The organism is Halobium salinum, from assembly GCF_026586625.1.
Taxonomy (GTDB): Archaea; Halobacteriota; Halobacteria; order Halobacteriales; family Haloferacaceae; genus Halobium; species Halobium salinum.
Genome location: NZ_JAODIW010000006.1, coordinates 172,661 through 194,759, shown reverse-complemented (window position 1 = coordinate 194,759; position 22,099 = coordinate 172,661). Strand labels below are relative to the sequence as shown.

Below are 22,099 nucleotides of genomic sequence, written 5' to 3'. Positions count from 1 at the left end.
GCTCAACCGTTTCTGAAGAGGCCGCGTCGTGCGAGGATCGTCGAGAGCCCGGAGACCACGGTGACGGCGACGACGTGACCGCCCACCGCGAACAGCAGGACGCGCTCGTCGAGGAGGAACGGGACGAGCAGGAGCTGTGCGAGCGCGAACCCGACGTTGACGGCGTCGAGCCGCTGGAGCTCCTTCGAGGTCTCGTCGTCCACCCGGATGCGGACCGACCCCCACAGCGACACCACGGCCGTCCACCACGAGGTGCCGATGCGATAGCAGAGGTCCCAGAGCACGAGCAGCATCAGGAACACCGGGACGGTGGGCGGGGCCGGACCGAACAACTGGTTCATCAGCGTCGGCTCGCCCGTCACCGCCGCCTGCTGGGGGTCGAACACGAACAGGTGGGTGACGAGCGCGATGAACGCGAGCACCGCGAGGACGACCTCGATACTCGACCCGAACAGGAGCCGGCGGTACGTCGGCGACACCGACAGCGACCGCGTCCCCCGACCGATACGGAGCATGGCGACGCTCCCGACGCCGGCGACGACGACCGCGGCCGTCCCCGCGAGGACGGCGTTCGGGAGCTCGTACAGCCACCCGAAGAGGAGGATGGCGACCTGGAACAGCACCAACTGGAGGGCGACCGCCTTCGGCCCCGCGAGGTCCGCCCCGGGGAGGGCGCCGACGATGCTCTCGTACACCCACGCCTCGCCGTAATCGGGGCCCGGTGCCGGGTCCTGCTCGGCGCCGTAGCGCTCGGGGTCGACGACCTCCTTCCGGCCGACGCTCTCGACGGTCCCCTCGCCGTCGGTCCGGTGCGACCCGTCCGACTCGTCCGCCCCGCCGGCGCGGTCGACCTCCGTCTCCGCGTCGGAGTCCGACTCGCCACTCGACTCCTTCATCGGGGGAGCGCCTCGGCGCCCAGCCGTCGTCGGCGCGAACTCTCCTCCCCCAGCGCCCGACTGACGGCCACGTCGAACGGCGTGCGCTCGAACGGTATCAGCTCCTCGATGCGGTGGTCTGTCACCACCACCGGGTTCTTCAGCCCGTCGATGAGCGGTCTCGCCACGCTCCGGGGCACGTCTGTGACGAGCTCCACCCAGTACGAGGAGAGCCGCGGACTCAACACCGGCACCGGGAGGATGAGCGGACTCCTGCCGAGCTGTTTCGCGGTGCGTTCGAGCACCGCCCCGTAAGTGAGCACGTCCGGGCCGCCGATTTCGTACGTCTCGCCGGCCGTCTCGGGCACGTCGAGGACGGCGACGAGGTACCGCACCACGTCGTCGATGGCGATGGGCTGACACTCCGTGCGCACCCACTCGGGAGTGACCATCATCGGGAGCCGGCCCGACAGCTGGCGGACCATCCGGAAGCTGGCGCTCCCGTCGCCGACGATGATGGCCGCCCGGAGCGTCGTCAGGTCGTACTCACCCTCCGAGAGCACCGCTTCGACCTGCCGACGGGATTTCAGGTGTTTCGAGAGTTCGTCCTCGTCGCCGCCGAGTCCACCGAGATATATCACGCGGTCGACGTCGGCGTCGCTCGCCGCCTCGGCGAAGTTCCGGGCCGCCCGGCGGTCGCGCTCGGCGAAGTCCTCGTCGTCGGCGCTCCCCATCGAGTGGACGAGATAGTACGCCGCCTCGACCCCCTCCAGCGCCGCCTCGAAGCTCCCGGCGTCGAGCAGGTCACCCTCGACGACCGCGACGCCCTCCGGCGCGTCGAAACCGTCGGCGTCACGGGTGAGCACGGTCACGTCGTGGCCGGCCTCGAGGAGGGCGGGGAGGAGGCGACCGCCGACGAACCCGGTCGCCCCGGTCAGGAGCACTCGCATGGGTATCTCTGAGGACGGCGAGCGGATAACGGTTCCCGCCGAGACGGGCCTCGGCGTAGGGCCCTCCGGCGAGGGAGCCGGCGCGACGGGGCCGCCGAGGCCGACTCAGTCCGCCCGAAGGATGCGCCGCAGTCGGTCGTCGAAGCTCGTGGTCGCGTCCCGCGCCCGGGCGGTTCCGCTCGCCGGTCCGGCCTTCGTCGGAGCCGTGGACGGCCCGCTCCGTCCTCGGCCGGCCGGCGGCGGGGTCTCGATGTCCTCGCCCTTCAGTGGGATGTCGAAGTAACTCCCGGCGTCGACGCTCGACAGCGTCGGGTCCGCGGCGAGCGCCTCGAAGGTCTCGAGGAACCCGACGCGGGAGGCTTCGACCTTCAACCCGTAGGCCCGGGAGCCGGCCGCGTCGGACTGCCCGGAGATTTCGTACAGCATCCCCGCCGCGCCGGTCTGGGGACAGAGCGCGTCGAGGTACGACCCCCACAGGGTGGCGTAACCGTAACGGGTAGTGTCGTCGAAGGCGTCGTCCCACGGCTCGGTCGTCTCGGCGAGGCGGTCGGCCACCAGTCGGTTGAGGCGGAGCGACCGCTCGCTCGTCTCCCGGTCGATGAACGGGTTCACCGCGTCCTCGACGGGACCCTCGCCGTCGTAGAACGGCGCCTGCTCCAGGTAGGACGGACCGAAAGCCGCCATCACGCTCAGCAGCGACGGCTCCGGCGGTTCGGTGTCCGGCACGGACGCGATTCCCTGGTGGTGGTGGGTGATGGCGTAGTCGGGGTCGGCCCGCAGGAACGACTCCGTCACCGCCCGGACCTCGGGGGCGAGGCGGAGCCCGCTCGCCGACAGCGTGTACCCCTCGTAGGGCTGGTCGACCTGCCAGACGGTCTCGCCGTCCTCCTCGGCGCTCGTCCACCACTCCTCGGGGACGTCGCCGGCGTCGAGGTCGGTCCGGATGTTGAAGTCCCGGTTCATGTCGTAGCCGAGCGGTGGGTTCTCCGGCGCGTACGGGAAATCCTCGCCGGAGGCGTAGTGGTAGTACGGCTCGTACAGCGAGTCCCGCTTCGACCACGGCTGGACGTTCTGTCGTCGGGTGACCCGGTCGCGGTCCCCGTCGCCGTCGGCGTCGAACCCGTACATCGCGCCGTCCGGGTTCACCCGCGGAACGATGGTGATGGTGAGTTCGTCGAGGACCGCCTCGAACTCGTCGGGTTCGGCGGTCATCTGCCGGAGAACGACCAGCGCGGCCTCGGTGCCGGCCGGCTCGTCGCCGTGAATCTGGGTGATGAGGTGGACGTTCGTCTCCCCCTCACCGACCGTCACCTCCCAGATGGGGTCGTTCCGGCAGGCCGACCGGCCGATGGGGCGGAGCGACACGAGGTCGCTCTCCGCGTTCAGCAGTTTGAGCCGTCGGGTCAGCTGACTGTTCGTGAGATACGCGTTCGGGTTCGGAATCGGCGTCCCCTCTTGGGCAGCCGTCGAGGAAGCGCCCGCGAGGCCGACCGCAGTCGCGCCCGCTGCCGTGAGAAACGTACGTCGCCTCATTCGTCGCTCCGCTTGCTGGGGTTTCGTGTCATAATCGGTCCGGCACGCCGAGAGTTGGTACCACTTGTCAACTAGCTTGTGGCCGAAAGGGGCAACGACGGCCGGCTCAGTCCCAGTCGGAGACGTCCGGGGCACCGCGGGCCCGCTCGAACGCCGACGCGTCGGCGTGCTCGTCGGACGCCGGGGCGTCGCCCGGGTCGCCGGCCCGGCGTTCCCACTCGTCGGCGACGCGCCCGGCCCACGAGTCGGCCGTGACGGTCCGGTCGCGGGCGCGGGCGGCCCGCTCTTCGTCCACCTCGGTCGAGCCGGGGCGAGAGCCGACGGCGACCCCGACGAACTCCGCTCGGTCGGCCGCGGTGAGCGACCCCGAGGCGGCGCGGTCGACGACGCCGGCCAGGCGCTCGGGGTCGGGGTGGACGAACAGTTTCGCGCCGACCGCGGCGGGGCCGAGCCGGAGGCCGGTGTGTTCCGGGGGTGTTCGGTCGAGCAGTCGTTCGCCGTCGAATCGCGCTTCGACGCGCTCACACTCCGTCTCGGCGCCGAGTTCGAGGTTCGCACCGGGGTAGACGCCGCACGTCTCGGGGTACAGCTCGTCCTCGTGGATGCGACACTTCAGCGTCTCGGGGTCGAGAAAGGCACAGGCGTCGAGCCACCGCGCGTCGGTGCCGAACGGGCCGACCGGCTTCGGCGGCTTGCGCAGACCGACGAAGAACACCGGCCGGCCGTCGACAGCGGCGACCCGGTGACCGTCGATGGTCGTCGCGCTCGCGTCCGCGTTCGTCGCCGGCACCCGCCAGAGCCGGGGTGTCAGCGCGTCACCGAAGCCGGCGTCGACGTAGTCGCGGACCTCGTCGCGGAGGAGGGGAACCAGGTTGTAGGCGTCGTCGAGCGGGACCCGACCGTCGCGACGCTCGTGATTCGGCGCGTCCGGGGCGAGCGGGCGCCAGTCGACACAGCAGCCGGCACAGCCCGCGCAGTTCACGCGCATAGGTGTTGTTCGGTAGCGGGGCGCAAGAAACTCACGCCGACGCGGGGGGTGTCCGCGAGTCGGTGGCGTCGGTCGGGACGGGACGAACGCTTCTTCCCTCGGGGGGACGTTCGGAGGGTATGGCGAGTGAACCGTGCGACGGCTGCGGCCGGAAGGTCCGTATCGCCGGCGGCATCGGCGACTTCTGGTCGCTCCCCTCCGAGAGCACCGGCGGCATCGAGCTGGAGCTCATGGACGGGAGCACACACTTCCTCTGTTTCGACTGTCTCACCCGACTGCCCGGCGACCGCGAGGTGACCGCCGCCGACGTGAAGGCGCTGTAGGTCACGGACCGGTCGATGAAGCGAATCTCCGTAGACGACGTCGAAACGCCCGCGTCGGTCAGCCCGGCGAGCGTCCTCCGTCCGCTCTCGGCGGCGCTCGGGGCGGAGGGCGTCGCGGTCAACTACTTCGAACTCGCCCCCGGAGAGAGCTTCGGATACGACTACCACCGCCACCTCGACCAGGAGGAGGTGTTCTACGTCCTCGCCGGGACGGCGACGTTCGAGACCGAGTCCGGGACCGTCGACCTCGGCCCGGGTGAAGCCGTCCGGTTCGCCCCCGGCGAGTTTCAACTCGGATGGAACCGGGGGGAGAGACGGGTCGTCGCGCTCGCGCTCGGCGCACCACGCGGGAGTACGGGTATCGAGTACCTCCGGGCGTGTCCCACGTGCGCCGGCCGGACCCTCCAGACCCCCGAACTCGTCGACGGGGCGAACGCGGTCGTCGTCCGGTGTACGGGGTGTGGCTCGGCGGTCGACAGACTGGCGCTCTGAGCCGGCACGGAGCCGGTCGTCCTCCGGAGCCACGCTCACGGTGGGAGGATTCATATGGGTCGACGGAAAAGCGACGGCAGATGCGCTCGGTCCGTCGTGCCTTCGTCCGCGGGGTGGTGACGCTGCTGCCGGTCGCCGTGGTGGTCGTCCCGGTCGTCTGGCTCTACGGAGCCGTCGCCGACCTGCCGGTGCTCCCCGGCGTGGCGTCGGCGCCGCTCCGGGTGACGGTGGTCGCCGTCGTCGCCGGGACGCTGACGCTGTCGGTCGGCTACCTCATGCGTACCGGCGTCGGCCGGTGGCTCAGCGGCGGCGTCGACCGACTGATGAACGCCCTCGTCGGCCTCCGAACCGTGTACAACGCCGCCAAGAACAGCGCCGACAGCCTGCTCGTCGGTAACGGGCGACCGCGAGGACCGACCAAAATCGACGCCGGCGGCGACTTCCGAATCAGCGCGCTCCGAACCGGGAACCGGAGCCCCGCGGGCCGCGAAATCGTCTTCCTCCCCGGTGCGCCCGACGTGACCTCCGGGTTCGTCGTCGAGGTCGACCCCGACCGACTGGAGGAGGCCGACGAGACGACCGTCTCGCTCGGCATCCGGCTCATCTCCTGCGGGTTCAGCGACGGCGACGGCGAGCTCCGCGTGCAACGCGCCGGCATCGAGGACCTCGGCGAGCGGTAACCGGTGGTCGAGCGCGGTGCAACCCATCCGACGGCGACCAACCGGACGACCACCACGAGTGGGGCTTCCGTGAGCCAACCCCCAACGACGAAACCCGACTCGAAGAGAGGCCCGACTCACCACATCCGGAGGATTTAGGCCGGCCGACGCGTTCCGACCGAGCGTGGAGCCGGACCGCATCTTCGACGCCTTCCCCGCCCCGTCCTACCGCGGCAACCAGGAGCAGGCGCTCCGTGACATCCGGGACGCCTTCGCCGCCGGCAACGACGTGGTGCTCGTGCGCGCGCCGACGGGGAGCGGGAAGTCCCTCCTCGCGCGGGCCATCGCCGGCTGTGCCGCCACCGTCGAGGAGTCCCGCCCGCGCGACGCGACCGGCGCCTACTACACCACCCCGCAGGTCTCCCAACTCGACGACGTGGCGAGCGACGACCTCCTCGACGACCTCAAGGTGATTCGGGGGAAGTCCAACTACAGCTGTATCCTCCCGGGCGAGCACGACACGCCCGTCAATCGCGCCCCCTGTGTCCGCCAGAAAGGATTCGACTGCACGGTCCGCCACCGCTGTCCGTACTTCTCGGACCGCGCGGTCGCCTCCTCGCGGGACATCGCGGCGATGACGCTCGCGTACTTCATGCAGACCGCCGGCAGCGACGTGTTCCGCAAGCGCGACGTCGTCGTCGTCGACGAGGCACACGGCCTCGCGGAGTGGGCGGAGATGTACGCGACCATCGAGATAACGCCTCGACGGGTGCCCGTCTGGGACGACGTATCGGTACCGAACGTGCGCGACGCGGACGACTCCGTCGAGCGCACCGTGCGCTTCGCCGAAGCCCTCTCGGGGGTGTGCGAGCGCGAGAAGGACGAACTGCTGACGAAGTCCGAACTCACGCCCGAGGAGGTGGCCCGCCGCGACCGCCTCCAGGAGCTGCGGGGCGAACTCGACTGGTTCGTGAAGGACTACCGCGACCCGATGAGTCCGACGACGTGGGTGGTCGACCAACCCGACGGGGAGGGCGAGCCCATCACGGTCAAGCCACTCAACCCGGAGAAGTACCTCCACCACACCGTCTGGGACCGCGGGAACCGGTTCGCCCTCCTCTCGGCCACGATTCTGAACAAGGAGGCGTTCTGCCGGCAGGTCGGGCTCCAGCCGGAGAACGTCGCGCTGGTCGACGTGGGCCACACGTTCCCCGTCGAGAACCGCCCGCTGTACGACGTGACACAGGGAAAGATGACGTTCGAACACCGCGACGAGACCGTCCCCAAAATCGCCCGCCTGCTGGTCAGGCTCATGGCGAAACATCCCGAGCAGAAGGGGCTGGTCCACTGTCACTCCTACGGGATTCAGGACCGCCTCGCCGAGCACCTCGCGAACTTCGGCGTCGGCGCCCGCGTCCGCGCCCACGACCGCGAGAACCGCGACGCCGAACTGGAGGCGTGGAAGGCCTCCTCGGAGCCCGAACTGTTCCTCTCGGTGAAGATGGAGGAGGCATTGGACCTCAAGGGGGAGCTCTGTCGCTGGCAGGTGCTCTGTAAGGCGCCGTACCTCAACACGAGCGACTCGCGGGTGGCACGCCGCCTGGAGGAGGGCCAGTGGGCGTGGTACTACCGCGCCGCCCTCCGGACCGTGATTCAGGCCTGCGGCCGGGTCGTCCGCGCGCCCGACGACTACGGCGACACCTACATCGCGGATTCGAGCCTGCTCGACCTGTTCGAGCGGGCGGCGAGCGACACGCCCGACTGGTTCGCCGAGCAGGTCGAGCGGATGTCGACGCCGGCGCTCCCCGACTTCGACCCGAGCGCCGCGCTCGGCGACCTGGGCGAACCGGCGGGACGCGGGCGTCGAGGCCGGGGCTCGCGAGGGCGGTCGGGGACTGACAGCGGGAGCGCGACCGGAGCCGAGCGCTCCGGCGCCACCGGCGCCTCGTCGGGCCGTGCCGGGTCGAGCGGGACGAAGGAGTCGGCCGCCGAGCGGCGGGAGAACCACCCGCTCTCGGACGTCTGGGGCGACCGCTGAGGCGGGCGCATCCCGAACCACCTCGCCCGACACGCGGGCCGCGGCGACACCGACCGGCGAGCCGCGCGGCTGGCGAAACTTGCCACCGAACGCAAGTATTGCCGGACACCACAGTTGCGACCCCCGAGATGAACAACCATAATAGATTAAAATTCCCCCAATTACTGTTCGTGCGTCCAGTAATACTGTCCTACCAGTCCTGTAGTGACACCGATTCTCACGATAGCTTTACGAACCAGGTGCGTGTGAGTGTAGACGAACACAGATGCACACGACCTCCCTCGCGCAGGCGCTCACGCTGTACCGGAGCGGAACGCTGACACTGGCACAGGCCGCGACGCGTGCGGGTCGCTCGGAGCGGGAGTTCCTCACGGCGATGGAGAAGTTCGGAGTCGCGCGTCGGCCCGAGCCGCCGACGGTCGACGCCACGGCGGAGCGCCCGGTCGGCGCCGACTGAGCGAGTTTAACTCTCCGCCTGAGCGCCGTCGTCCGGCACGACGTGGAGCCCCGCGCGGCTCTTGAGCACGCGGACGTTGTCGGCGTCGGCGTCGAAGAAGTCGGGTCGGGGAATCGTCTTCGCCTCGTAGGTCTCCGGGTCGAGCACCTGCACGGCGTGTTCGTCCTCGACGGTCACCACGGTCGTCTCGACGGCGTCCTCGACGGTGCCGAGTTTCCGCGCCGACGGCGTCTCGCCCTCCTCGAAGCGCGACTCGTAGCCGTCGCCGGTGGCCAGCCGAATCCCCTTCAGGTTCCCGCGGGCGCTCCTGACGAGGACCGGCCCGTCACCGTCGTCCGGGTCGATGACGTCGCCGCCGATGAACTTCGGCAGGCGGACCGCGTAGGTGACGCGGTACACCTCGTTGCCGTCGCCGTCCTCCGTGACGAGCGTCGGGTACTCCTTGACGTGGCCGCCGAGTTCGCGCGTGACCCGAGTAGAGACGGCCTGACCGAGCTGGTTCGTGGAGAGCTTGATGTTCACGCCTTCGTCGGTCTCCTTCGTCTCCGTGATGAACGCGTTGCGGTCGCCGGCCTCCTCGCGGTCGGCGATGATGTCCTGGGCAATCTCGACGGCGCGGGCGTCCTCCTCCTTCGTCGGGGTGCGGTCCGTACCACGAACTTGGACGAGGCTGGCCCAGTAGCCGCCCGCCCGGCGACCGCACTGGGTGCAGGTCCCCCGCGAAATCATCACGGGGACGACGGTCTCCTCTTCGAGAAACGTCTCGCGGACGATGCCGGAGAACCGACAGTGCATCCGGATGGTGTTCTGGTCGACCTGTTCGGGTTCGACGGCCCAGGTCACGTCGTGGGCGTTGACGTGGACCGCGAGGGACTCGCTGACCTCGTCGACGGCCACGTCGGTGTAGTCCTTCGCGCCGACGTCGACCCAGCGGTTGCCGCGGTGGACCGCGCCACAGGAGGCACACACCTGCACCTCCACGCGGTCGGGCGCGTCGACGAGGTCGAAGTCCTCGAAGTAGCAGGCGTCACAGAGGACGGCGTCGCGCTCGCGGGGCGCTCCCGGCAGGGGCTCCTCCCGGTCGGGGACCGGGTCGCCACAGCGGGGGCAGAACTCACGGGAAGCGTGAGAGTCGCTCATTGCGCCGTCGTAAGCCGTTCGGCGGGTTAAGTCCCGCGTCTCGCCGACGGGTCTATGCTGTCGTCGGAGGAGACAGTTCGGTGACCCCCGGAAGCCCCCGGGCCCTCGACTCGGGGGCCTCGCTGTGCTCCTCGGCTCGCTCGCTTCGCTCGTTCGCCTGCGGTGCTTGCGTCGGCCGCCGTCGCCGAGGACCCGGCCCCTTCCGGAGTCCCACCCTGGCGGCCGTGCGGCCGGTCGTCGTTCCCTGTAGGCACGGCGTGTCGTGTGGCAAACGCGGTCGTCACCGTCGCCGATTTTCCGCTCACGGCGTCAGGTAGCGCCGTGCCTCCTCGTCGGGCACCTGCGAGAAGTCGCGGTAGGCGCCGCCGACGGCGACGAAGTGGACGGGCGTCTCGACGGCGACGAACTCGTCGGCCGCCTCGGCGAAGCGGTCGGGGGCGTCGACAGGGGCGACGGGAACCGCGAGGACGACGTGTGCCGCTCCCGCGGCGCGGACCTGCCGGAGGCAGGCCTGCGCGGTCGCTCCCGTCGCCAACCCGTCGTCGACGACGACGACGCGCTTGCCGGCGAGCTCCGGGAGCGGGTCGCCGCCGCGGTAGGAGTCGACCTTCGCGCGGGCGTTCGCCGCCTCCCGGTCGCGCTCGCGGTCGACGTAGCTCTCGGGGACGGAGAGCCAGTCGACCAGTTCGTCGTTCAGCCAGAGGCTCCCGTCGGCGGCGACGGCGCCGACCGCGAGTTCGGGGTTCTTCGGCGCGCCGAGTTTCTGGGCGACGACCACGTCGAGCGGGACGCCGAGTGCGTCTGCGACCGGCCGGCCGACCGGGAGCCCGCCGCGCGGGATGGCGAGGACGATGTCCGCCTCGACACCCCGCTCGACGAGTCGCTCGGCCAGCCGCCGACCGGCCTCGGTACGGTTCGCGAACACGCCTAGAGGGAGGCGGTCGAGAGAGTTAAGGGGGTGGTCGAGGCCGCAATCGACCGCACTGCTCGGTCGCTCAGTCGCTCCCCAGGAGCCGCCGGAACCGGGAGGAGGCCCCCACGTCGCGCTGGACCATCAGCGTCGGCGCCCGCACCCCGTCGCCGACGTTCTCCGGGACGGTCCCGAAGACGTTCTGCTCGAACAGCCCCTCCCGGGAGGAGCCGACGACCGTCAGGTCGTGGTCGGCGGCGGCCTCGACGAGCGCCGCCGACACGTCGTCGTGTTCGATGACGCGCGTCTCGAGGTGGACGTCGCTTCCCTCGAACACGTCGGCGACGGACTGGAGGTGGGACTCGGCGTCGGCGACGGAGCCGTCGGCGGGCGAGACGACGCGGACGGCGTGGACCGACGCGCCGGTGGACTCTGCGATGACCCGGGCGGTCTCGGCGGCGAGTTCCGTGTGGGGGCCGCCGGCGATGGGGAGAAGCACCGACCGCACGTGTCCGTCCGCGGCCTCGGCGGCGCCGTCGCCGACCTTCTCCACGAACACGTCGGCGTCGGCCTCGCGGACCACGTCGTCGACGGTGCTCCCGAGGACGACGTTGCGACGCCCGGAGCGGTCGCCGCCCCAGCCCACGAGGATGCCCCCGGTGTCGTACTGCTCTGCCGTGTTGAGGATGGCGTTCTCCGGCTCGTGGGCGTAGCGAACGGTGCCGCTGACGGGGACGCCGGCCTCCTCGGCGACGCTCATGGCTTCGCGAACGAGCCGGCGGTTCTCCTGGCTCGCCACGCGACGCTGGTCGCCCAGCGACATCTGTCGCGGGGTGTTCACGACGTTGAGGACGAGAATCTCCCCGTCACGGTCGCGGACGAGGTCGACGGCGGTCCGCATCAACTGGCCGACGTCGTCGACGTCCGCGATGGAGACCAACAGCCGGTAGTCGCGGCCGTGGAGCGTCGGCTGTGAGGTGGCCGTCGGCGTCTCCGCCTCCAGCTCCTCCTCGCTCGCGTCCGAGGCGAGCACGAAGTAGAGGGCGGCGCCGACCAACTCGGCGACGAGCGCGATGCCGAGCGCCGTCCAGCCGACGTTGTAGAGCAGGACGAGGTTGGCGAGGATGCCCACGACAGGCAGGTACGGCACCAGCGGCACCTCGAAGCCGCGGTCGAGGTCGGGGTGGCGCCGCCGCGAGAAGATGAGCGCGACGTTCACCACGGTCAGCCCCGAGATGAGCAGCGCGTTCGCGAACTGCGTCACGCCCTCGACGCCGAGTTCGAGTCCGAACAGTCCGAGCGCCCGGCCGAAGACGATGGTGAAGACGACGAGGAAGGTGAGGATGAACGCGCCAGTGAGCAAGACGGCCTTGTACGGCGTCCCCGACTCCGAGAGCTCCTCGAAGCCCGAGGGGAGGTGCCCGCGCCGAGACAGTGCGAGGTTGACCCGGGAGCCGGCGAGGATGGTCGCGTTCGCCGCGGAGAGCATCGAGAACAGCGCGCCGACGATGATGATGTAGAAGCCGACGTTTCCGAGGTAGTACTGGGCGGCGTACGCCATCGCCACCTCGCCGTGGCTGGCGATGTAGCCGACCGCCTCGCTCGGGGCGCCGACCGCCGGGACCTGCCCGGCGAGGAACTGCTTGAACGCCCCGTCGTTGACGGCGAGGACGATGACGAGTACGACGAGCGTGTAGACGAAGACGACGAACGCGATGCTGACGTAGATGGCCCGCGGGATGGTCCGACCGGGCTTCTTAATCTCCTCGGCGTTGGTCGCGATGGCGGAGAAACCGAAGAAGGTGATGAACACCAGCGCGCTCGTCGTGCCTATCTTCGTGAGTTCGCCGATGTGTTGGGCGAAGGAGGTCGTGACCACGTCCGCCTGGAACGTCTTCAACCCGCCGTAGAGAAAGAGCGCGATGAGGGCGACCTTCAGGGCGGTGACGCCGATTTGGAACTTGTTGGACTCCTCGCCACCCTTCACGTTGAGACCGACCAGGAGCGCGAGGACGGCGAGCCCCGGAATCCAGTACGGCGCGGAGCCGTGGGGGATGCCCATCAGCGGGTAGATGAACTCCGCGAACCAGTCCGAGAAGGAGGCGAGGTAGAAGGCGGCGCTGGCGGGGTAGCCGAGAATCATCGTCCACCCCATCAGGTAGGTGAGGTCGGTGTCGAACGTCTTGTCGACGTACATGTATCCGCCGCCGCTCTCCTGGTAGACGGAGGAGAACTCGGCGTAGGCACCGGCGGTGATGCACGCGACCAGCGCCGCGAGGAGGAACGAGACGATGGCGACGGTCCCCACCTTGCTCACCGCGAGCCCCGAGAGGACGAAGATACCCGCTGCAATCATCGTCCCTACGCCGATGGCGACGGCGCCGAGGAGACCGATGTTGGCGTCGAACTCCTCGCCGACGCTCCCTCCACCCGACGCTGCGGACTCCGTACTCATGTCGTCGGTGGAGTTCTCTCGTCGCCCGGAAGAGGGCACTGGCCGTCGTAGCGCACGAATTCGGCCACAGCGCGTAAGTGATGGCAGGCGGCGGGCGCGAGTCGTCCGGCGGCCGTCGGCTCCGAGCGGGCGACCGACGGGTCCTCCGAGACGCCGACCCTCACTCGGCCAGTAGCGACGGCTCCAGCACCGACTCGTCCGCGGCCTCCCGCCAGACGTGAGCGGGTGACCAGTCGAACAGCGCCGCGGCCTTCGCGGTCGACAGCGCCGACGCCTCCCCCTCGAGCGTGCAGTCCTCGGGCAGGCGGCCGAAGTACGCCTCGACGGCCTCGGCGGTCGGGACGCCGAGGTAGGTGTCGGCGGCGGCGGCGTGGACCGCCTCGTGGGTCGCCTCGCCGGCGTCGTCTTCGGGCGGCGCGTCGAGGGCCGCCGCGACGAGGTCGGCCACGTCCCGGACGTCGACGTACGACCAGCAGTTGCCCGCTCCCGCGGCGAGCGCCTCGCGGTCGAGGTCCGCGGACGAGTCGGTTGCGGTGACCGCCTCGACGCTTGGCAGCGACCGGCACGCGTACTCGCCGGGGTACTGAATCCAGGAGGGCCGAACCGACACGACGGGGACGCCGTACCGGCGGACCACCGACTCCGCGGTCTCCTCGCCGACGACCTTCGAGAGCCCGTAAGGGTCCTCGGGGCGGCACGGGTGACTCTCGGTGACGGGGAGGAAGTCGGGCAGTGGAGTCTCCTCAGCGAACGGGAAGCCGTACGCCGACTCCGAGGAGGCCTGCACGACCCGGGCGCCGGCGCGGCCGGCGGCGACGAGGACGTTGTACGTCGCGAGGGTGTTGGTCTCGAACACCTCGCCGCCGGCGTGGCGGGTGGGTGAGGGGATGGCGGCCCAGTGGACGACGGCGTCCGGGTCGAGGTCGCCGACGAGGTCGAACGTCGCCCCGCGGTCGGTGAGGTCGACGGCCCGGAAGTCGACGTGCGGGCGCTCCGGGACCTCGAACCCCGGCTGGTTCCGGTCGACGCAGACCACGTCGTAGTCGCCGGCGAGTCGGTCGGCTATCCAGCGGCCGGAGCGACCGAGGCCGCCCGTGACGAGCGCGGTGGGGCGGTCGGCGGTGGTGGGTGACACGTCGTCGGCGACGGACCGACGGGAGAAGAAAGCCGGTTCTCCGGAGGCCCGTGTCAACACTTACCAGAAGTAAGTGTTTATGCCGAGCAGGCTGTATGACTCCCCATGCAGTGGAAACCGGACTGGGGACTCCGCGGGCGCATGGCGCTCACCATGTTCCTGCTGTTCGCCCTGTACCTGGTCTTCGCGGCGGTCATCTCGCAGACCCAGTACGTGGGGTTCCTCGTCCTCATGGTGCCGTTCCTGTTCGCCCAGTTCTTCTTCAGCGACAAGCTCGCGCTGTACTCGATGGGCGCGAAGGAGGTGAGCCCCGACGAGTATCCCGAGCTTCACCGGATGGTCGAACGCCTGAGCCAGCAGGCCGACCTCCCCAAACCCAAAGTCGCGGTCGCGGACTCCCGGGTGCCAAACGCGTTCGCGACCGGTCGGTCCCAGAAGAAGTCCGCGGTCTGTGTCACGACGGGCATCATGCAGACGCTCGACCGCGACGAGTTGGAGGGCGTGCTGGCCCACGAGTTGGCGCACATCAAGAACCGCGACGTCGCGGTGATGACCATCGCCTCGTTCCTGTCGACCATCGCGTTCATGGTCGTCCGCTGGGGCGCGTTCTTCGGCGGCGGCGGCCGCGACCGACAGGGCGGCGGCGTCATCGTCGCCATCGTGGCCTCGCTCGCGGTGTGGATCGTATCGTTCTTCCTCATCCGTGCACTGTCGCGCTACCGCGAGTTCTCCGCGGACCGCGGCGGGGCGACCATCACCGGCGACCCGGGTGCGCTGGCGTCGGCGCTGATGAAGATAGACGGCCGGATGAGCCAGGTCCCGAAGGAGGACATGCGCGAACAGGCGGAGATGAACGCGTTCTTCATCATCCCCATCCGCAGCGGCTTCATCGGGAAGCTCGCCTCGACGCACCCCTCGACCGAGAAGCGCATCGAGCGCCTGCAGGCGCTAGAGCGCGAGATGGAGACGCGCTGAGTTGCGTACTGGGTAGCTGGACCGACCACGCACCGAGCAAGCCGAACCGACCGACGCGCCGAGCAGGCCGAACCGACCGACGGAACACTCATCTCCTCCGCGGCGGCAGTCGTACTCGATGGGCCTCCACGACGACACCGGGCTGCGGGCGACCGCACTCAGGGCCCTCGTCCTGACCTGCCTCGGCTACCTCGTCGTCGCCGTCGTCTACGGCGTCCGCGGCCACCTGAGCGCCCGGCTCGTCGCCGCCTCCTTCCTCCTCGTCGGCGCCGTCCTCGCGACGCTCGCGACGCCGGCCCTCGTGCTCCGCGCCGTCGACGCCCGACGCGTCGAGGCGGGGGAGTACCCCCGATTCGTCGGCGTGATGCGCCGCCTCGCGCGGGGGACCGACGCCCGCCTCCCGGAGCTCGCCGTCGTCGACAGCGACGAACTCAACGCCTTCACCGTCGGCGGCGGAACGGGTGCGACCGTCTGCGTGACGACCGGACTGCTGGAGACGCTTCCCACGGCGGAACTCGCCGCCGTACTCGCCCACGAGTCGGCTCACGTCAAGAACCTCGACGGAACGCTCCTGACGGCGCTCGCGCTCCCGTACGTCGCGGGACGGGGGCTGCTCCGCGGCTGGTGGAGCGGCCTGTGGTGGGCGGCCGGCGAGGCGTTCCGGCTGTTCGGCCTCCTTCTCTTCGCCGGCGTCTACGTCGTCCCTGTCGGCCTCGCGCTCGTCTGCGTCGGCGCCCCGCTCGTGGCGCTCGTCTCCCGGAGTCGCGAGTACCGGGCCGACCGCGCGGCCGCCCTGACGACCGGAGACCCCGGCGCGCTCGCCGCCGCCCTCCGCCGCCTCGACGGCGCCGAGGGGCGTCCCGACACCGACCTGCGGCGGCTCGGCCCCGTCGGCGCGTTCTGTATCGCCCCGCCGGGGGGCCGCGGGGTTCCGTGGATGCATCCGCCGGTCGGGAAGCGAATCGAACGGCTGCGGGCGCTGGAGCGCGACCTGGAGACGCGGTAGTCAGTCTCGGTGGCCGTCGCGTCGGCGACACACTCATTCACCCCCGGCGACGAGTGGGGTCGAGATGTCCGCCGTTCCCGTCCGCGACCGGTCGCTCCTCCTCCGGATGGCCCTCTCGGGCGTACTGGTGCTCGTCGGCTACGCGGCGCTCGTGGTGCCCCTGTGGTACTACGGCTCGCCGGTCGTCGCGTTCGTCGTCGGCGTCCTCCTCGGCCTCGGTCTGCTGTTCCTGCTCTCGCAGGGCCACCGCCTCGCGCTGTGGACCAGCAGGGCGATGGGACTGTCGCGGACGGAGTACCCGAACCTGTACGCTCGGCTCGAACGGCTGTCGAGACAGGCCGACGTGTCGACGCCGGGGCTCGCCGTGGTGCCGACCGACGAGCCGAACGCCTTCACCGCCGGTTCCGGGGACGACGCCGTCGTGTTCGTCACGCTCGGCTTCCTTCGGGAGCTTCCGCCGGAAGAACAGGACGCCGTGCTCGCCCACGAGTTGGCGCACGTCAAGAACGCCGACGCGCTGGTGATGACCGTCGCGGCGTTCCCGACGACGGTAGCGCTTCTCCTCGTGGCGTTCGGTCTCGCCTTCCTGAACGACGCGAGCTTCTGGTCGAAAAGCGGTCGGAACACGGCGTTCGTCGGGGGCGTCGTGTTCCTCGCCGGCGGGGCCCTCTTTCTCGCCAGTGTCGCCGCCGTCGTCGTGCTCTCCCGGTACCGCGAGTTCGCCGCCGACCGCGGGGCCGTGGCGATTACGGGCGACCCGACGTCGTTGGCGTCGGCGTTGCGTCGCCTCGACGGAGGGGAACGGGAGACGACGCGTCGACCGAACCGAGACGCGCGGAGCCTGACGGCGATGCACGCCTTCTGTGTCGTCCCCTCCGGCGACTGGCTCCCCTTCTTCCCGGCGCTCCACCCGCCGACCGAGGCGCGGGTGGAGCGACTGCGGGCGATGGAGCGCGACGCCGAATCCGTCCGATAGCGGCGTGACACGCGGTCGCACGAACCGTCAGACATTTTCCTTCGCGTCGGCGTGTCCGTGACGTGACCTCGACACGACGACCGGACCCGGTCCGCGGGCTCGCGCGGATACGGCGCGAGAGCTCCGTCGTCGCCGCCCTCGTCGCGGCGCCGGCGGTGGTCGGGCTGGCGCTGGCCCGACGCTCGACGCGGCTCTCGCGAGGTGGCGGTCGGACGTTCGTGTTCGGCTTCGGCGCGCTCGTGGCCTCGATGGTCCTGCTGGCCGCGAGCTACCCGGCGGTCCGAGCGGTGACCCGGTACCGGGCGGCCGTCGGTGTGGACGGCGCGCCGGCGTGGGCGTCGTTCCGCCTCCGGGGGCGCCTCCCCGGGCGGTCGCGGCGGCCGGGGTCGTCGAGTCGAACGCGTGAGGCCGAACGGGTGGGCGCGTCGGGCCGGTCGCGTCGGACGGAGTGGAAACCACCTAAGACGCGGCGGGACGACTGAGGGGTATGGGCATCTTCGACTCCCTGCGGTCGGTGTTCGGCACGCGCGCGGAGGCGGACGCGACACGCGACGCCGACCCGGAGGACCTGTTCGGGATGAGCACCGCCTACCTGACGATGGAGGCCGACCTCGACTTCGCCTCCGTCGGCGCCGCCGCGCTCTGTTTCTCGAACGTCGACAGCACGGACTTCGCGGAGACGGTGGAGGGCGTCGCCGAGATTCTGGAGGCCGGCGCCGAGGAGACGGGGACGACCTTTCGCCTCCACGAGGACGACCACGGCTACCAGTGGGTCGTCCTGGAGGACAGCGACCCCGAGGACCTCGTGACGAGCGTCCACTTCGCCGCCGACGAGTTCGTCGAACGCGGCTACGGCTCCCGGCTCCTCGCGGCGGTATTCGGCTTCGAACGTCGTGACTCCAAGGCGTACTGGGTCTACTCCTTCCGTCGCGGTGCGTACTACCCCTTCGCGCCGGAGCGCGGCCACGACCGCGACCAACGTCTCGAGTTCAAGCTCCGGTCGGTGCTCGACGGGGAGCTCTCCGTCGAAGACGACGAGCAGTACTGGTACCCGCTGTGGCCGGACCGCGACGGCGGCCACCCGTGGGAGTAACGACGTCGCGACTCGAGGTGTCGTCGCGAACGGCTCTGTCACGGCCACAGTCGCGACTGCGTTCACTTTCACTCGCCGGTCGGTGAGCCGTCCGGTCTCCGGCCCGACCCCGCCAGACTCGACCCGTCGACGGCGCTTCCTCCCGTTAAACAGTTCGGCATACTGATGTCATCTCCCCGACTCCGTGCCGCGGTTTCACTTTCACTCTGGTGTTAACGAGGCTTTATCACCCGGGAGGCGTAAGGCGGAGGTACGATGGCAGACGACGACCTCGAAAGTCTCCCCGGAGTCGGCCCCGCAACCGAAGACAAGCTCGTGGAAGCGGGCTTCGACAGCTACCAGAGTATCGCCGTCGCGAGCCCCGCCGAGCTCTCCAACACGGCGGACATCGGCGAGTCCACCGCCGGCGACATCATCCGCGCCGCGCGGAAGGCCGCCGACATCGGCGGCTTCGAGACCGGGACGATGGTGCTCGAACGACGCGAACAGATCGGCAAGCTCAGCTGGCAGATCGACGAGCTGGACGACCTGCTCGGCGGCGGGCTCGAGACCCAGTCCATCACCGAAGTGTACGGCGAGTTCGGTGCCGGGAAGTCCCAGGTGACCCACCAGATGGCCGTCAACGTCCAGCTTCCCTCCGAGCACGGCGGCCTCGAGGGGTCCTGCATCTTCGTCGACTCCGAGGACACGTTCCGCCCGGAGCGCATCGACGACATGGTGCGCGGCCTCGACGACGAGATTCTGCAGGCGACGATGGACCAGCGCGAAATCGAGGGGACGCCCGACAGCGAGGAGGCGATGGACGAACTGCTCGCTTCCTTCCTCGACAAGATTCACGTCGCGAAGGCGTTCAACTCGAACCACCAGATTCTCCTCGCGGAGAAGGCCAAGGAACTCGCCAGCGAGCACGAGGACGGCGAGTGGCCGGTGCGCCTGCTCTGTGTGGACTCGCTGACGGCGCACTTCCGCGCGGAGTACGTGGGCCGTGGTGAGCTCGCCGAACGCCAGCAGAAGCTCAACAAGCACCTCCACGACCTGATGCGCATCGGCGACCTCTACAACACGGTCGTGCTCGTGACGAACCAGGTCGCCTCCAACCCCGACTCGTACTTCGGCGACCCGACCCAGCCCATCGGCGGGAACATCCTGGGCCACACCTCGACGTTCCGCATCTACCTGCGGAAGTCGAAGGGTGACAAGCGTATCGTGCGCCTCGTGGACGCGCCGAACCTCGCCGACGGTGAAGGCATCATGCGCGTGCAGGACGGCGGCCTGAAGCCGGAGTAATTCGGGTTCTTCGGGTTCGTACGGAGCGGTTCCCCGGGTTTCGCGTTTTCTTTTCGGGCGAGCGTTTCTGCTGTCTGGCAGAGGGTTCCGTAGGAAGTGACCGAGGGGTAGAGACGACCTTCGAAAGCCCCCGCCGTCTCGACTCGATGGGCTCGCTGCGCGCTTCGCCTCGCTCCGCTCGCCTCCAGTGCTTGCGTCGCCCGTCTTCGTCGAGACGGCGGCCCCTTTCGGAGCCCCACCCGACCACACGGCCCTCACACCTCCCCAACCTCTGTTGGCTCGCCACGGAGGGCGAGCCGCTCCCTCGCACGACGCTCGCGCCACGGAGGGCGCTCGGCGCGCGCCGACGCGGCTCTGTCCGCGGCGCATTCGTGCGAGGTCTTCACGAACGGAGTGAGTGAAGGAATCGGCTGGGGAGGGTGTGGATGCGGTTTCCTGGTGGACTTGCAAAGGACGAGTGAGAGCGGGAGGGCTTTGCTGGGCCTTCGCCACGACAATCAAAGACAACCGCGACGACCGAGACAACCGAAACCACACCACAACCCACGAATCGTCACTTAGCCCCACACAAACCGCCCGAGAACCGACATTAGCGGCGACGTAAGTAAGGCCCTAGACCGAGTACGACGAACCAACAGAGGACTCTACACGTGCGCATCGCCTTCACCATCCAACATCCGAGCAACGTCCACTTCTTCCGGAACGCCATCGGCGAACTCCGCGAGGAGGGCCACGAGGTGTTCGTCTTCGCCCGCGAGAAGAGCGTCGCCGTCCCCCTGCTGGAGGCGTACGACATCGACCACGAGGTACTCGCCGACGAACCCGACGGGAACCTCGACCTCGCGCTCACCCAACTCAGCTACGAGTACCGCATGTGGCGCGCCTTCCGGCGCGTGAAGCCGGACGTGGTCATGTCGAACATGGGTCTGGCGGCGACCCACGCCGCGAAGCTGACCGGCGCCGAAGCCCGCACGTTCATCGACACCGAGACCGAGAACGCTACCCAGAACAAACTCGTCGTCCCCTTCGCCGACGAACTTTATGTTCCGAAGTGGCTCCGCACCGACTTCGGCGGGCGCGAGACCAGATACGACGGAATGCACGAGATGGCCTACACCGACCCGGCGTGGTTCGAGTTTGACCCCTCGGTTCTGGAAGCGCAGGGCGTCGACCCCGACGAACCCTACTACGTCGTGCGCTTCAGCGCGTGGGAGGCCCACCACGACATCGGCAAGCGCGGCTTCTCGCCCGAGGGCAGAGAGCGACTCGTCCGCGAACTCGCCGACCACGGCACCGTCTACGTCTCCGACGAGGCCGAGGGGTCGATTCCCGAGGGCGGCGAACCGATGCCCGTCGACCCCCACGAGTTCCACCACCTGCTCGCCGGCGCCGACGGCTACGTCGGCGAGGTGGCGACGACGACCATCGAGGCCGCGCTGCTCGGCACCCCGAGCGTCCGCGTCAGCCCCTTCGTCGGCACCGACGGCCGACTCATCTACCTCGGCGACGAGGACCTGGTCGAGTCGTTCCGGCCCGAGAACGAGGACGCGGCGTTCGAGCGCGCGGTCGAACTCGCCGCGGACGACGGCGCGAAGGCGGAGTGGGGCGAACGCCGCGAGGCGTTCTTCGACGACGCCGTCGACGTGACCGCGTTCGTCGTCGAGCACGCGACGCGGGCGACCAGAACCGGCGCGGGCGGGCGACGGGCCGCGGCGCCGACGGGGGCCGACCAGTGAGCGGGGGCGCCGGCGCCGACACCGGAGCCGCCGGCCCGTCGGGGGACGACGCTCCCGCCATCCGCGTCCTCAACCTCGTCACCACCCCGCGGAGCTTCTACCGCAAGCAGGAGGCCGCCCTCGACGCCGCGGGCATCGAGTACACGACCCTCGAAGTGCCGGGCGAGCACCGCAACCTCGACGACCGCGTCGAGGAGCGCACCCCGAAGCACTACGCCCAGTTCCTCCCGCAGGTGCTCTCGGAGGCGTGGCGGGGCGACTACGACCTCGTCCACGCCAACTTCGGGCTGACCGCACCGTTCGCGCTCGCCCAGCTCCGACTCCCGGTGGTGGTGTCGCTCTGGGGCGGCGAGTTCCGCGAGAACCCCTTCACGCCGCTCATCGAGGCCGCGACGGCCCGGGCCGACGAGGTAATCGTCCCCTCCCGGATGATGCGCCGGTTCGTCGACCGCGAGACACACCTGATTCCGTACCCCATCGACACCGAACAGTTCCAGCCGATGGACAGGCGGGAGGCCCGCGAACGACTGGGCTGGGACCCCGACGAGACGGTCGTGTTCTTCCCGGCCGCGCCCGGTCGCGAGGAGAAGGACTTCCCGCTCGCCGAGCGCGTGGTGGATGGTATCGATTCGGACGTGCGCCTCCACACCGCCGGGAGCATCCCCTACGACGAGATGCCGCTGGTGATGAACGCCAGTAATGCGGTGCTCTGCACCTCGAAACGCGAGACCGGACCGATGATAGTCAAGGAGGCCGCCGCCTGCAACGTCCCGGTCGTCTCCCGCCCGGTCGGCTTCGTCCCCGAAGTGCTCGACGGCGTGACGAATTCCTACGTCGCGGACGACGAGGACGGCCTTCGTGAGGGGCTCCGGGCCGTGCTCGACGACGACGGTCGCGCCGACGGTCGCGGGCCCATCGCGTCGTACGGGACGGCGGAGATGGGCGAGGCGCTCCGGCAGGTGTACGAACGCGTGCTCCCCGAGGAGAAACGGCGGCCGGAGCCGGCGATTCGATTCTGAGCGACGGCGTAGGAGGGCGTTGGGGAGCGCTCGCGGAAACTACTTATCACCC

General features: G+C 69.9%; 21 protein-coding genes. 13 read left to right on the top strand and 8 right to left on the bottom strand.

The window, feature by feature from the left end; translation table 11 throughout:
* Window positions 1-2 precede the first annotated feature (2 nt).
* The 4 genes from N5095_RS04380 to N5095_RS04365 form a co-directional block, all read right to left on the bottom strand.
* Complete coding sequence (locus tag N5095_RS04380) at window positions 3-896, bottom strand: DUF7530 family protein (protein WP_267621485.1); 894 nt, start codon at window positions 894-896, stop codon at window positions 3-5.
* Complete coding sequence (locus tag N5095_RS04375) at window positions 893-1,825, bottom strand: NAD(P)H-binding protein (protein ID WP_267621483.1); 933 nt, start codon at window positions 1,823-1,825, stop codon at window positions 893-895. The genes N5095_RS04380 and N5095_RS04375 overlap by 4 nt, the downstream gene beginning before the upstream one ends.
* A 105-nt stretch (window positions 1,826-1,930) precedes the next feature.
* A complete protein-coding gene (locus tag N5095_RS04370; protein WP_267621481.1) occupies window positions 1,931-3,358 on the bottom strand; it encodes a M14 family zinc carboxypeptidase in 1,428 nt (475 codons plus the stop codon).
* Between the two features lie 106 nt (window positions 3,359-3,464).
* Complete coding sequence (locus N5095_RS04365) at window positions 3,465-4,346, bottom strand: YkgJ family cysteine cluster protein (protein WP_267621479.1); 882 nt, start codon at window positions 4,344-4,346, stop codon at window positions 3,465-3,467.
* A 119-nt stretch (window positions 4,347-4,465) separates the two neighbouring features.
* On the opposite strand from N5095_RS04365, the gene N5095_RS04360 reads away from it, so the two are divergent.
* From N5095_RS04360 to N5095_RS04340, 5 genes are all read left to right on the top strand, one after another.
* The gene (locus N5095_RS04360) at window positions 4,466-4,669 is read left to right on the top strand and encodes a DUF7561 family protein (protein ID WP_267621477.1); all 204 of its coding nucleotides are present in this window, start codon (window positions 4,466-4,468) and stop codon (window positions 4,667-4,669) included.
* Between the two features lie 15 nt (window positions 4,670-4,684).
* Entirely contained in the window at window positions 4,685-5,161 is a 477-nt protein-coding gene (locus N5095_RS04355) for a cupin domain-containing protein (RefSeq protein WP_267621475.1), read from the top strand.
* A gap of 80 nt (window positions 5,162-5,241) precedes the next feature.
* Window positions 5,242-5,841, top strand: a complete 600-nt coding sequence (locus N5095_RS04350; protein ID WP_267621473.1) for a DUF502 domain-containing protein — start codon at window positions 5,242-5,244, stop codon at window positions 5,839-5,841.
* A 163-nt stretch (window positions 5,842-6,004) separates the two neighbouring features.
* The gene (locus N5095_RS04345; RefSeq protein WP_267621471.1) at window positions 6,005-7,858 is read left to right on the top strand and encodes a helicase C-terminal domain-containing protein; all 1,854 of its coding nucleotides are present in this window, start codon (window positions 6,005-6,007) and stop codon (window positions 7,856-7,858) included.
* Window positions 7,859-8,123: 265 nt separating this feature from the next.
* Entirely contained in the window at window positions 8,124-8,315 is a 192-nt protein-coding gene (locus tag N5095_RS04340; RefSeq protein WP_267621469.1) for a DUF7317 family protein, read from the top strand.
* Window positions 8,316-8,321: 6 nt separating this feature from the next.
* Here the strand turns inward: N5095_RS04340 and N5095_RS04335 are convergent, their stop codons facing one another.
* The 4 genes from N5095_RS04335 to N5095_RS04320 all read right to left on the bottom strand — a co-directional run bounded on the left by N5095_RS04335 (window position 8,322) and on the right by N5095_RS04320 (window position 13,955).
* The gene (locus N5095_RS04335; RefSeq protein ID WP_267621467.1) at window positions 8,322-9,455 is read right to left on the bottom strand and encodes a 60S ribosomal export protein NMD3; all 1,134 of its coding nucleotides are present in this window, start codon (window positions 9,453-9,455) and stop codon (window positions 8,322-8,324) included.
* A 301-nt stretch (window positions 9,456-9,756) separates the two neighbouring features.
* Window positions 9,757-10,380, bottom strand: coding sequence for a phosphoribosyltransferase (locus N5095_RS04330; RefSeq protein WP_267621465.1), 624 nt, complete (start codon window positions 10,378-10,380; stop codon window positions 9,757-9,759).
* Between the two features lie 70 nt (window positions 10,381-10,450).
* On the bottom strand, window positions 10,451-12,820 hold the full coding sequence (locus N5095_RS04325) for an amino acid permease (protein ID WP_267621463.1): 2,370 nt from the start codon (window positions 12,818-12,820) through the stop codon (window positions 10,451-10,453).
* A 160-nt stretch (window positions 12,821-12,980) separates the two neighbouring features.
* Window positions 12,981-13,955, bottom strand: a complete 975-nt coding sequence (locus N5095_RS04320; RefSeq protein WP_267621461.1) for an NAD-dependent epimerase/dehydratase family protein — start codon at window positions 13,953-13,955, stop codon at window positions 12,981-12,983.
* Between the two features lie 105 nt (window positions 13,956-14,060).
* Between N5095_RS04320 and htpX the strand changes: the two genes are divergently transcribed.
* The 8 genes from htpX (at window position 14,061) to N5095_RS22335 (ending at window position 22,047) form a co-directional block, all read left to right on the top strand.
* Window positions 14,061-14,930, top strand: coding sequence for a zinc metalloprotease HtpX (htpX, locus tag N5095_RS04315; RefSeq protein ID WP_267621459.1), 870 nt, complete (start codon window positions 14,061-14,063; stop codon window positions 14,928-14,930).
* A 118-nt stretch (window positions 14,931-15,048) separates the two neighbouring features.
* Window positions 15,049-15,936: a M48 family metalloprotease gene (locus N5095_RS04310; protein ID WP_267621457.1), complete on the top strand. Its 888-nt coding sequence runs from the start codon at window positions 15,049-15,051 to the stop codon at window positions 15,934-15,936.
* 64 nt (window positions 15,937-16,000) lie between these two features.
* Window positions 16,001-16,912, top strand: a complete 912-nt coding sequence (locus N5095_RS04305; protein ID WP_267621455.1) for a M48 family metalloprotease — start codon at window positions 16,001-16,003, stop codon at window positions 16,910-16,912.
* A gap of 62 nt (window positions 16,913-16,974) precedes the next feature.
* Window positions 16,975-17,394 (top strand): hypothetical protein, encoded by a 420-nt coding sequence (locus tag N5095_RS04300; protein WP_267621453.1) that lies wholly within the window; start codon window positions 16,975-16,977, stop codon window positions 17,392-17,394.
* Window positions 17,395-17,399: 5 nt separating this feature from the next.
* The gene (gene pspAB / locus N5095_RS04295; protein ID WP_267621451.1) at window positions 17,400-18,005 is read left to right on the top strand and encodes a PspA-associated protein PspAB; all 606 of its coding nucleotides are present in this window, start codon (window positions 17,400-17,402) and stop codon (window positions 18,003-18,005) included.
* A 255-nt stretch (window positions 18,006-18,260) separates the two neighbouring features.
* Window positions 18,261-19,292, top strand: coding sequence for a DNA repair and recombination protein RadA (gene radA / locus N5095_RS04290; RefSeq protein WP_267621449.1), 1,032 nt, complete (start codon window positions 18,261-18,263; stop codon window positions 19,290-19,292).
* 650 nt (window positions 19,293-19,942) lie between these two features.
* Window positions 19,943-21,028 (top strand): DUF354 domain-containing protein, encoded by a 1,086-nt coding sequence (locus tag N5095_RS04285; RefSeq protein WP_267621447.1) that lies wholly within the window; start codon window positions 19,943-19,945, stop codon window positions 21,026-21,028.
* Window positions 21,025-22,047: a glycosyltransferase family 4 protein gene (locus tag N5095_RS22335; protein ID WP_267621445.1), complete on the top strand. Its 1,023-nt coding sequence runs from the start codon at window positions 21,025-21,027 to the stop codon at window positions 22,045-22,047. The genes N5095_RS04285 and N5095_RS22335 overlap by 4 nt, the downstream gene beginning before the upstream one ends.
* The last annotated feature ends 52 nt before the right edge of the window (window positions 22,048-22,099 follow it).

What these genes read in the sequence shown, in the direction of transcription:
- N5095_RS04380 (WP_267621485.1), bottom strand. Translation starts at nt 896, where the DNA reads ATGAAGGAGTCGAGTGGCGAGTCGGACTCCGACGCGGAGACGGAGGTC.
- N5095_RS04375 (WP_267621483.1), bottom strand. Translation starts at nt 1,825, where the DNA reads ATGCGAGTGCTCCTGACCGGGGCGACCGGGTTCGTCGGCGGTCGCCTC.
- N5095_RS04370 (WP_267621481.1), bottom strand. Translation starts at nt 3,358, where the DNA reads ATGAGGCGACGTACGTTTCTCACGGCAGCGGGCGCGACTGCGGTCGGC.
- N5095_RS04365 (WP_267621479.1), bottom strand. Translation starts at nt 4,346, where the DNA reads ATGCGCGTGAACTGCGCGGGCTGTGCCGGCTGCTGTGTCGACTGGCGC.
- N5095_RS04360 (WP_267621477.1), top strand. Translation starts at nt 4,466, where the DNA reads ATGGCGAGTGAACCGTGCGACGGCTGCGGCCGGAAGGTCCGTATCGCC.
- N5095_RS04355 (WP_267621475.1), top strand. Translation starts at nt 4,685, where the DNA reads ATGAAGCGAATCTCCGTAGACGACGTCGAAACGCCCGCGTCGGTCAGC.
- N5095_RS04350 (WP_267621473.1), top strand. Translation starts at nt 5,242, where the DNA reads ATGCGCTCGGTCCGTCGTGCCTTCGTCCGCGGGGTGGTGACGCTGCTG.
- N5095_RS04340 (WP_267621469.1), top strand. Translation starts at nt 8,124, where the DNA reads ATGCACACGACCTCCCTCGCGCAGGCGCTCACGCTGTACCGGAGCGGA.
- N5095_RS04335 (WP_267621467.1), bottom strand. Translation starts at nt 9,455, where the DNA reads ATGAGCGACTCTCACGCTTCCCGTGAGTTCTGCCCCCGCTGTGGCGAC.
- N5095_RS04325 (WP_267621463.1), bottom strand. Translation starts at nt 12,820, where the DNA reads ATGAGTACGGAGTCCGCAGCGTCGGGTGGAGGGAGCGTCGGCGAGGAG.
- htpX (WP_267621459.1), top strand. Translation starts at nt 14,061, where the DNA reads ATGCAGTGGAAACCGGACTGGGGACTCCGCGGGCGCATGGCGCTCACC.
- N5095_RS04310 (WP_267621457.1), top strand. Translation starts at nt 15,049, where the DNA reads ATGGGCCTCCACGACGACACCGGGCTGCGGGCGACCGCACTCAGGGCC.
- N5095_RS04305 (WP_267621455.1), top strand. Translation starts at nt 16,001, where the DNA reads ATGTCCGCCGTTCCCGTCCGCGACCGGTCGCTCCTCCTCCGGATGGCC.
- pspAB (WP_267621451.1), top strand. Translation starts at nt 17,400, where the DNA reads ATGGGCATCTTCGACTCCCTGCGGTCGGTGTTCGGCACGCGCGCGGAG.
- radA (WP_267621449.1), top strand. Translation starts at nt 18,261, where the DNA reads ATGGCAGACGACGACCTCGAAAGTCTCCCCGGAGTCGGCCCCGCAACC.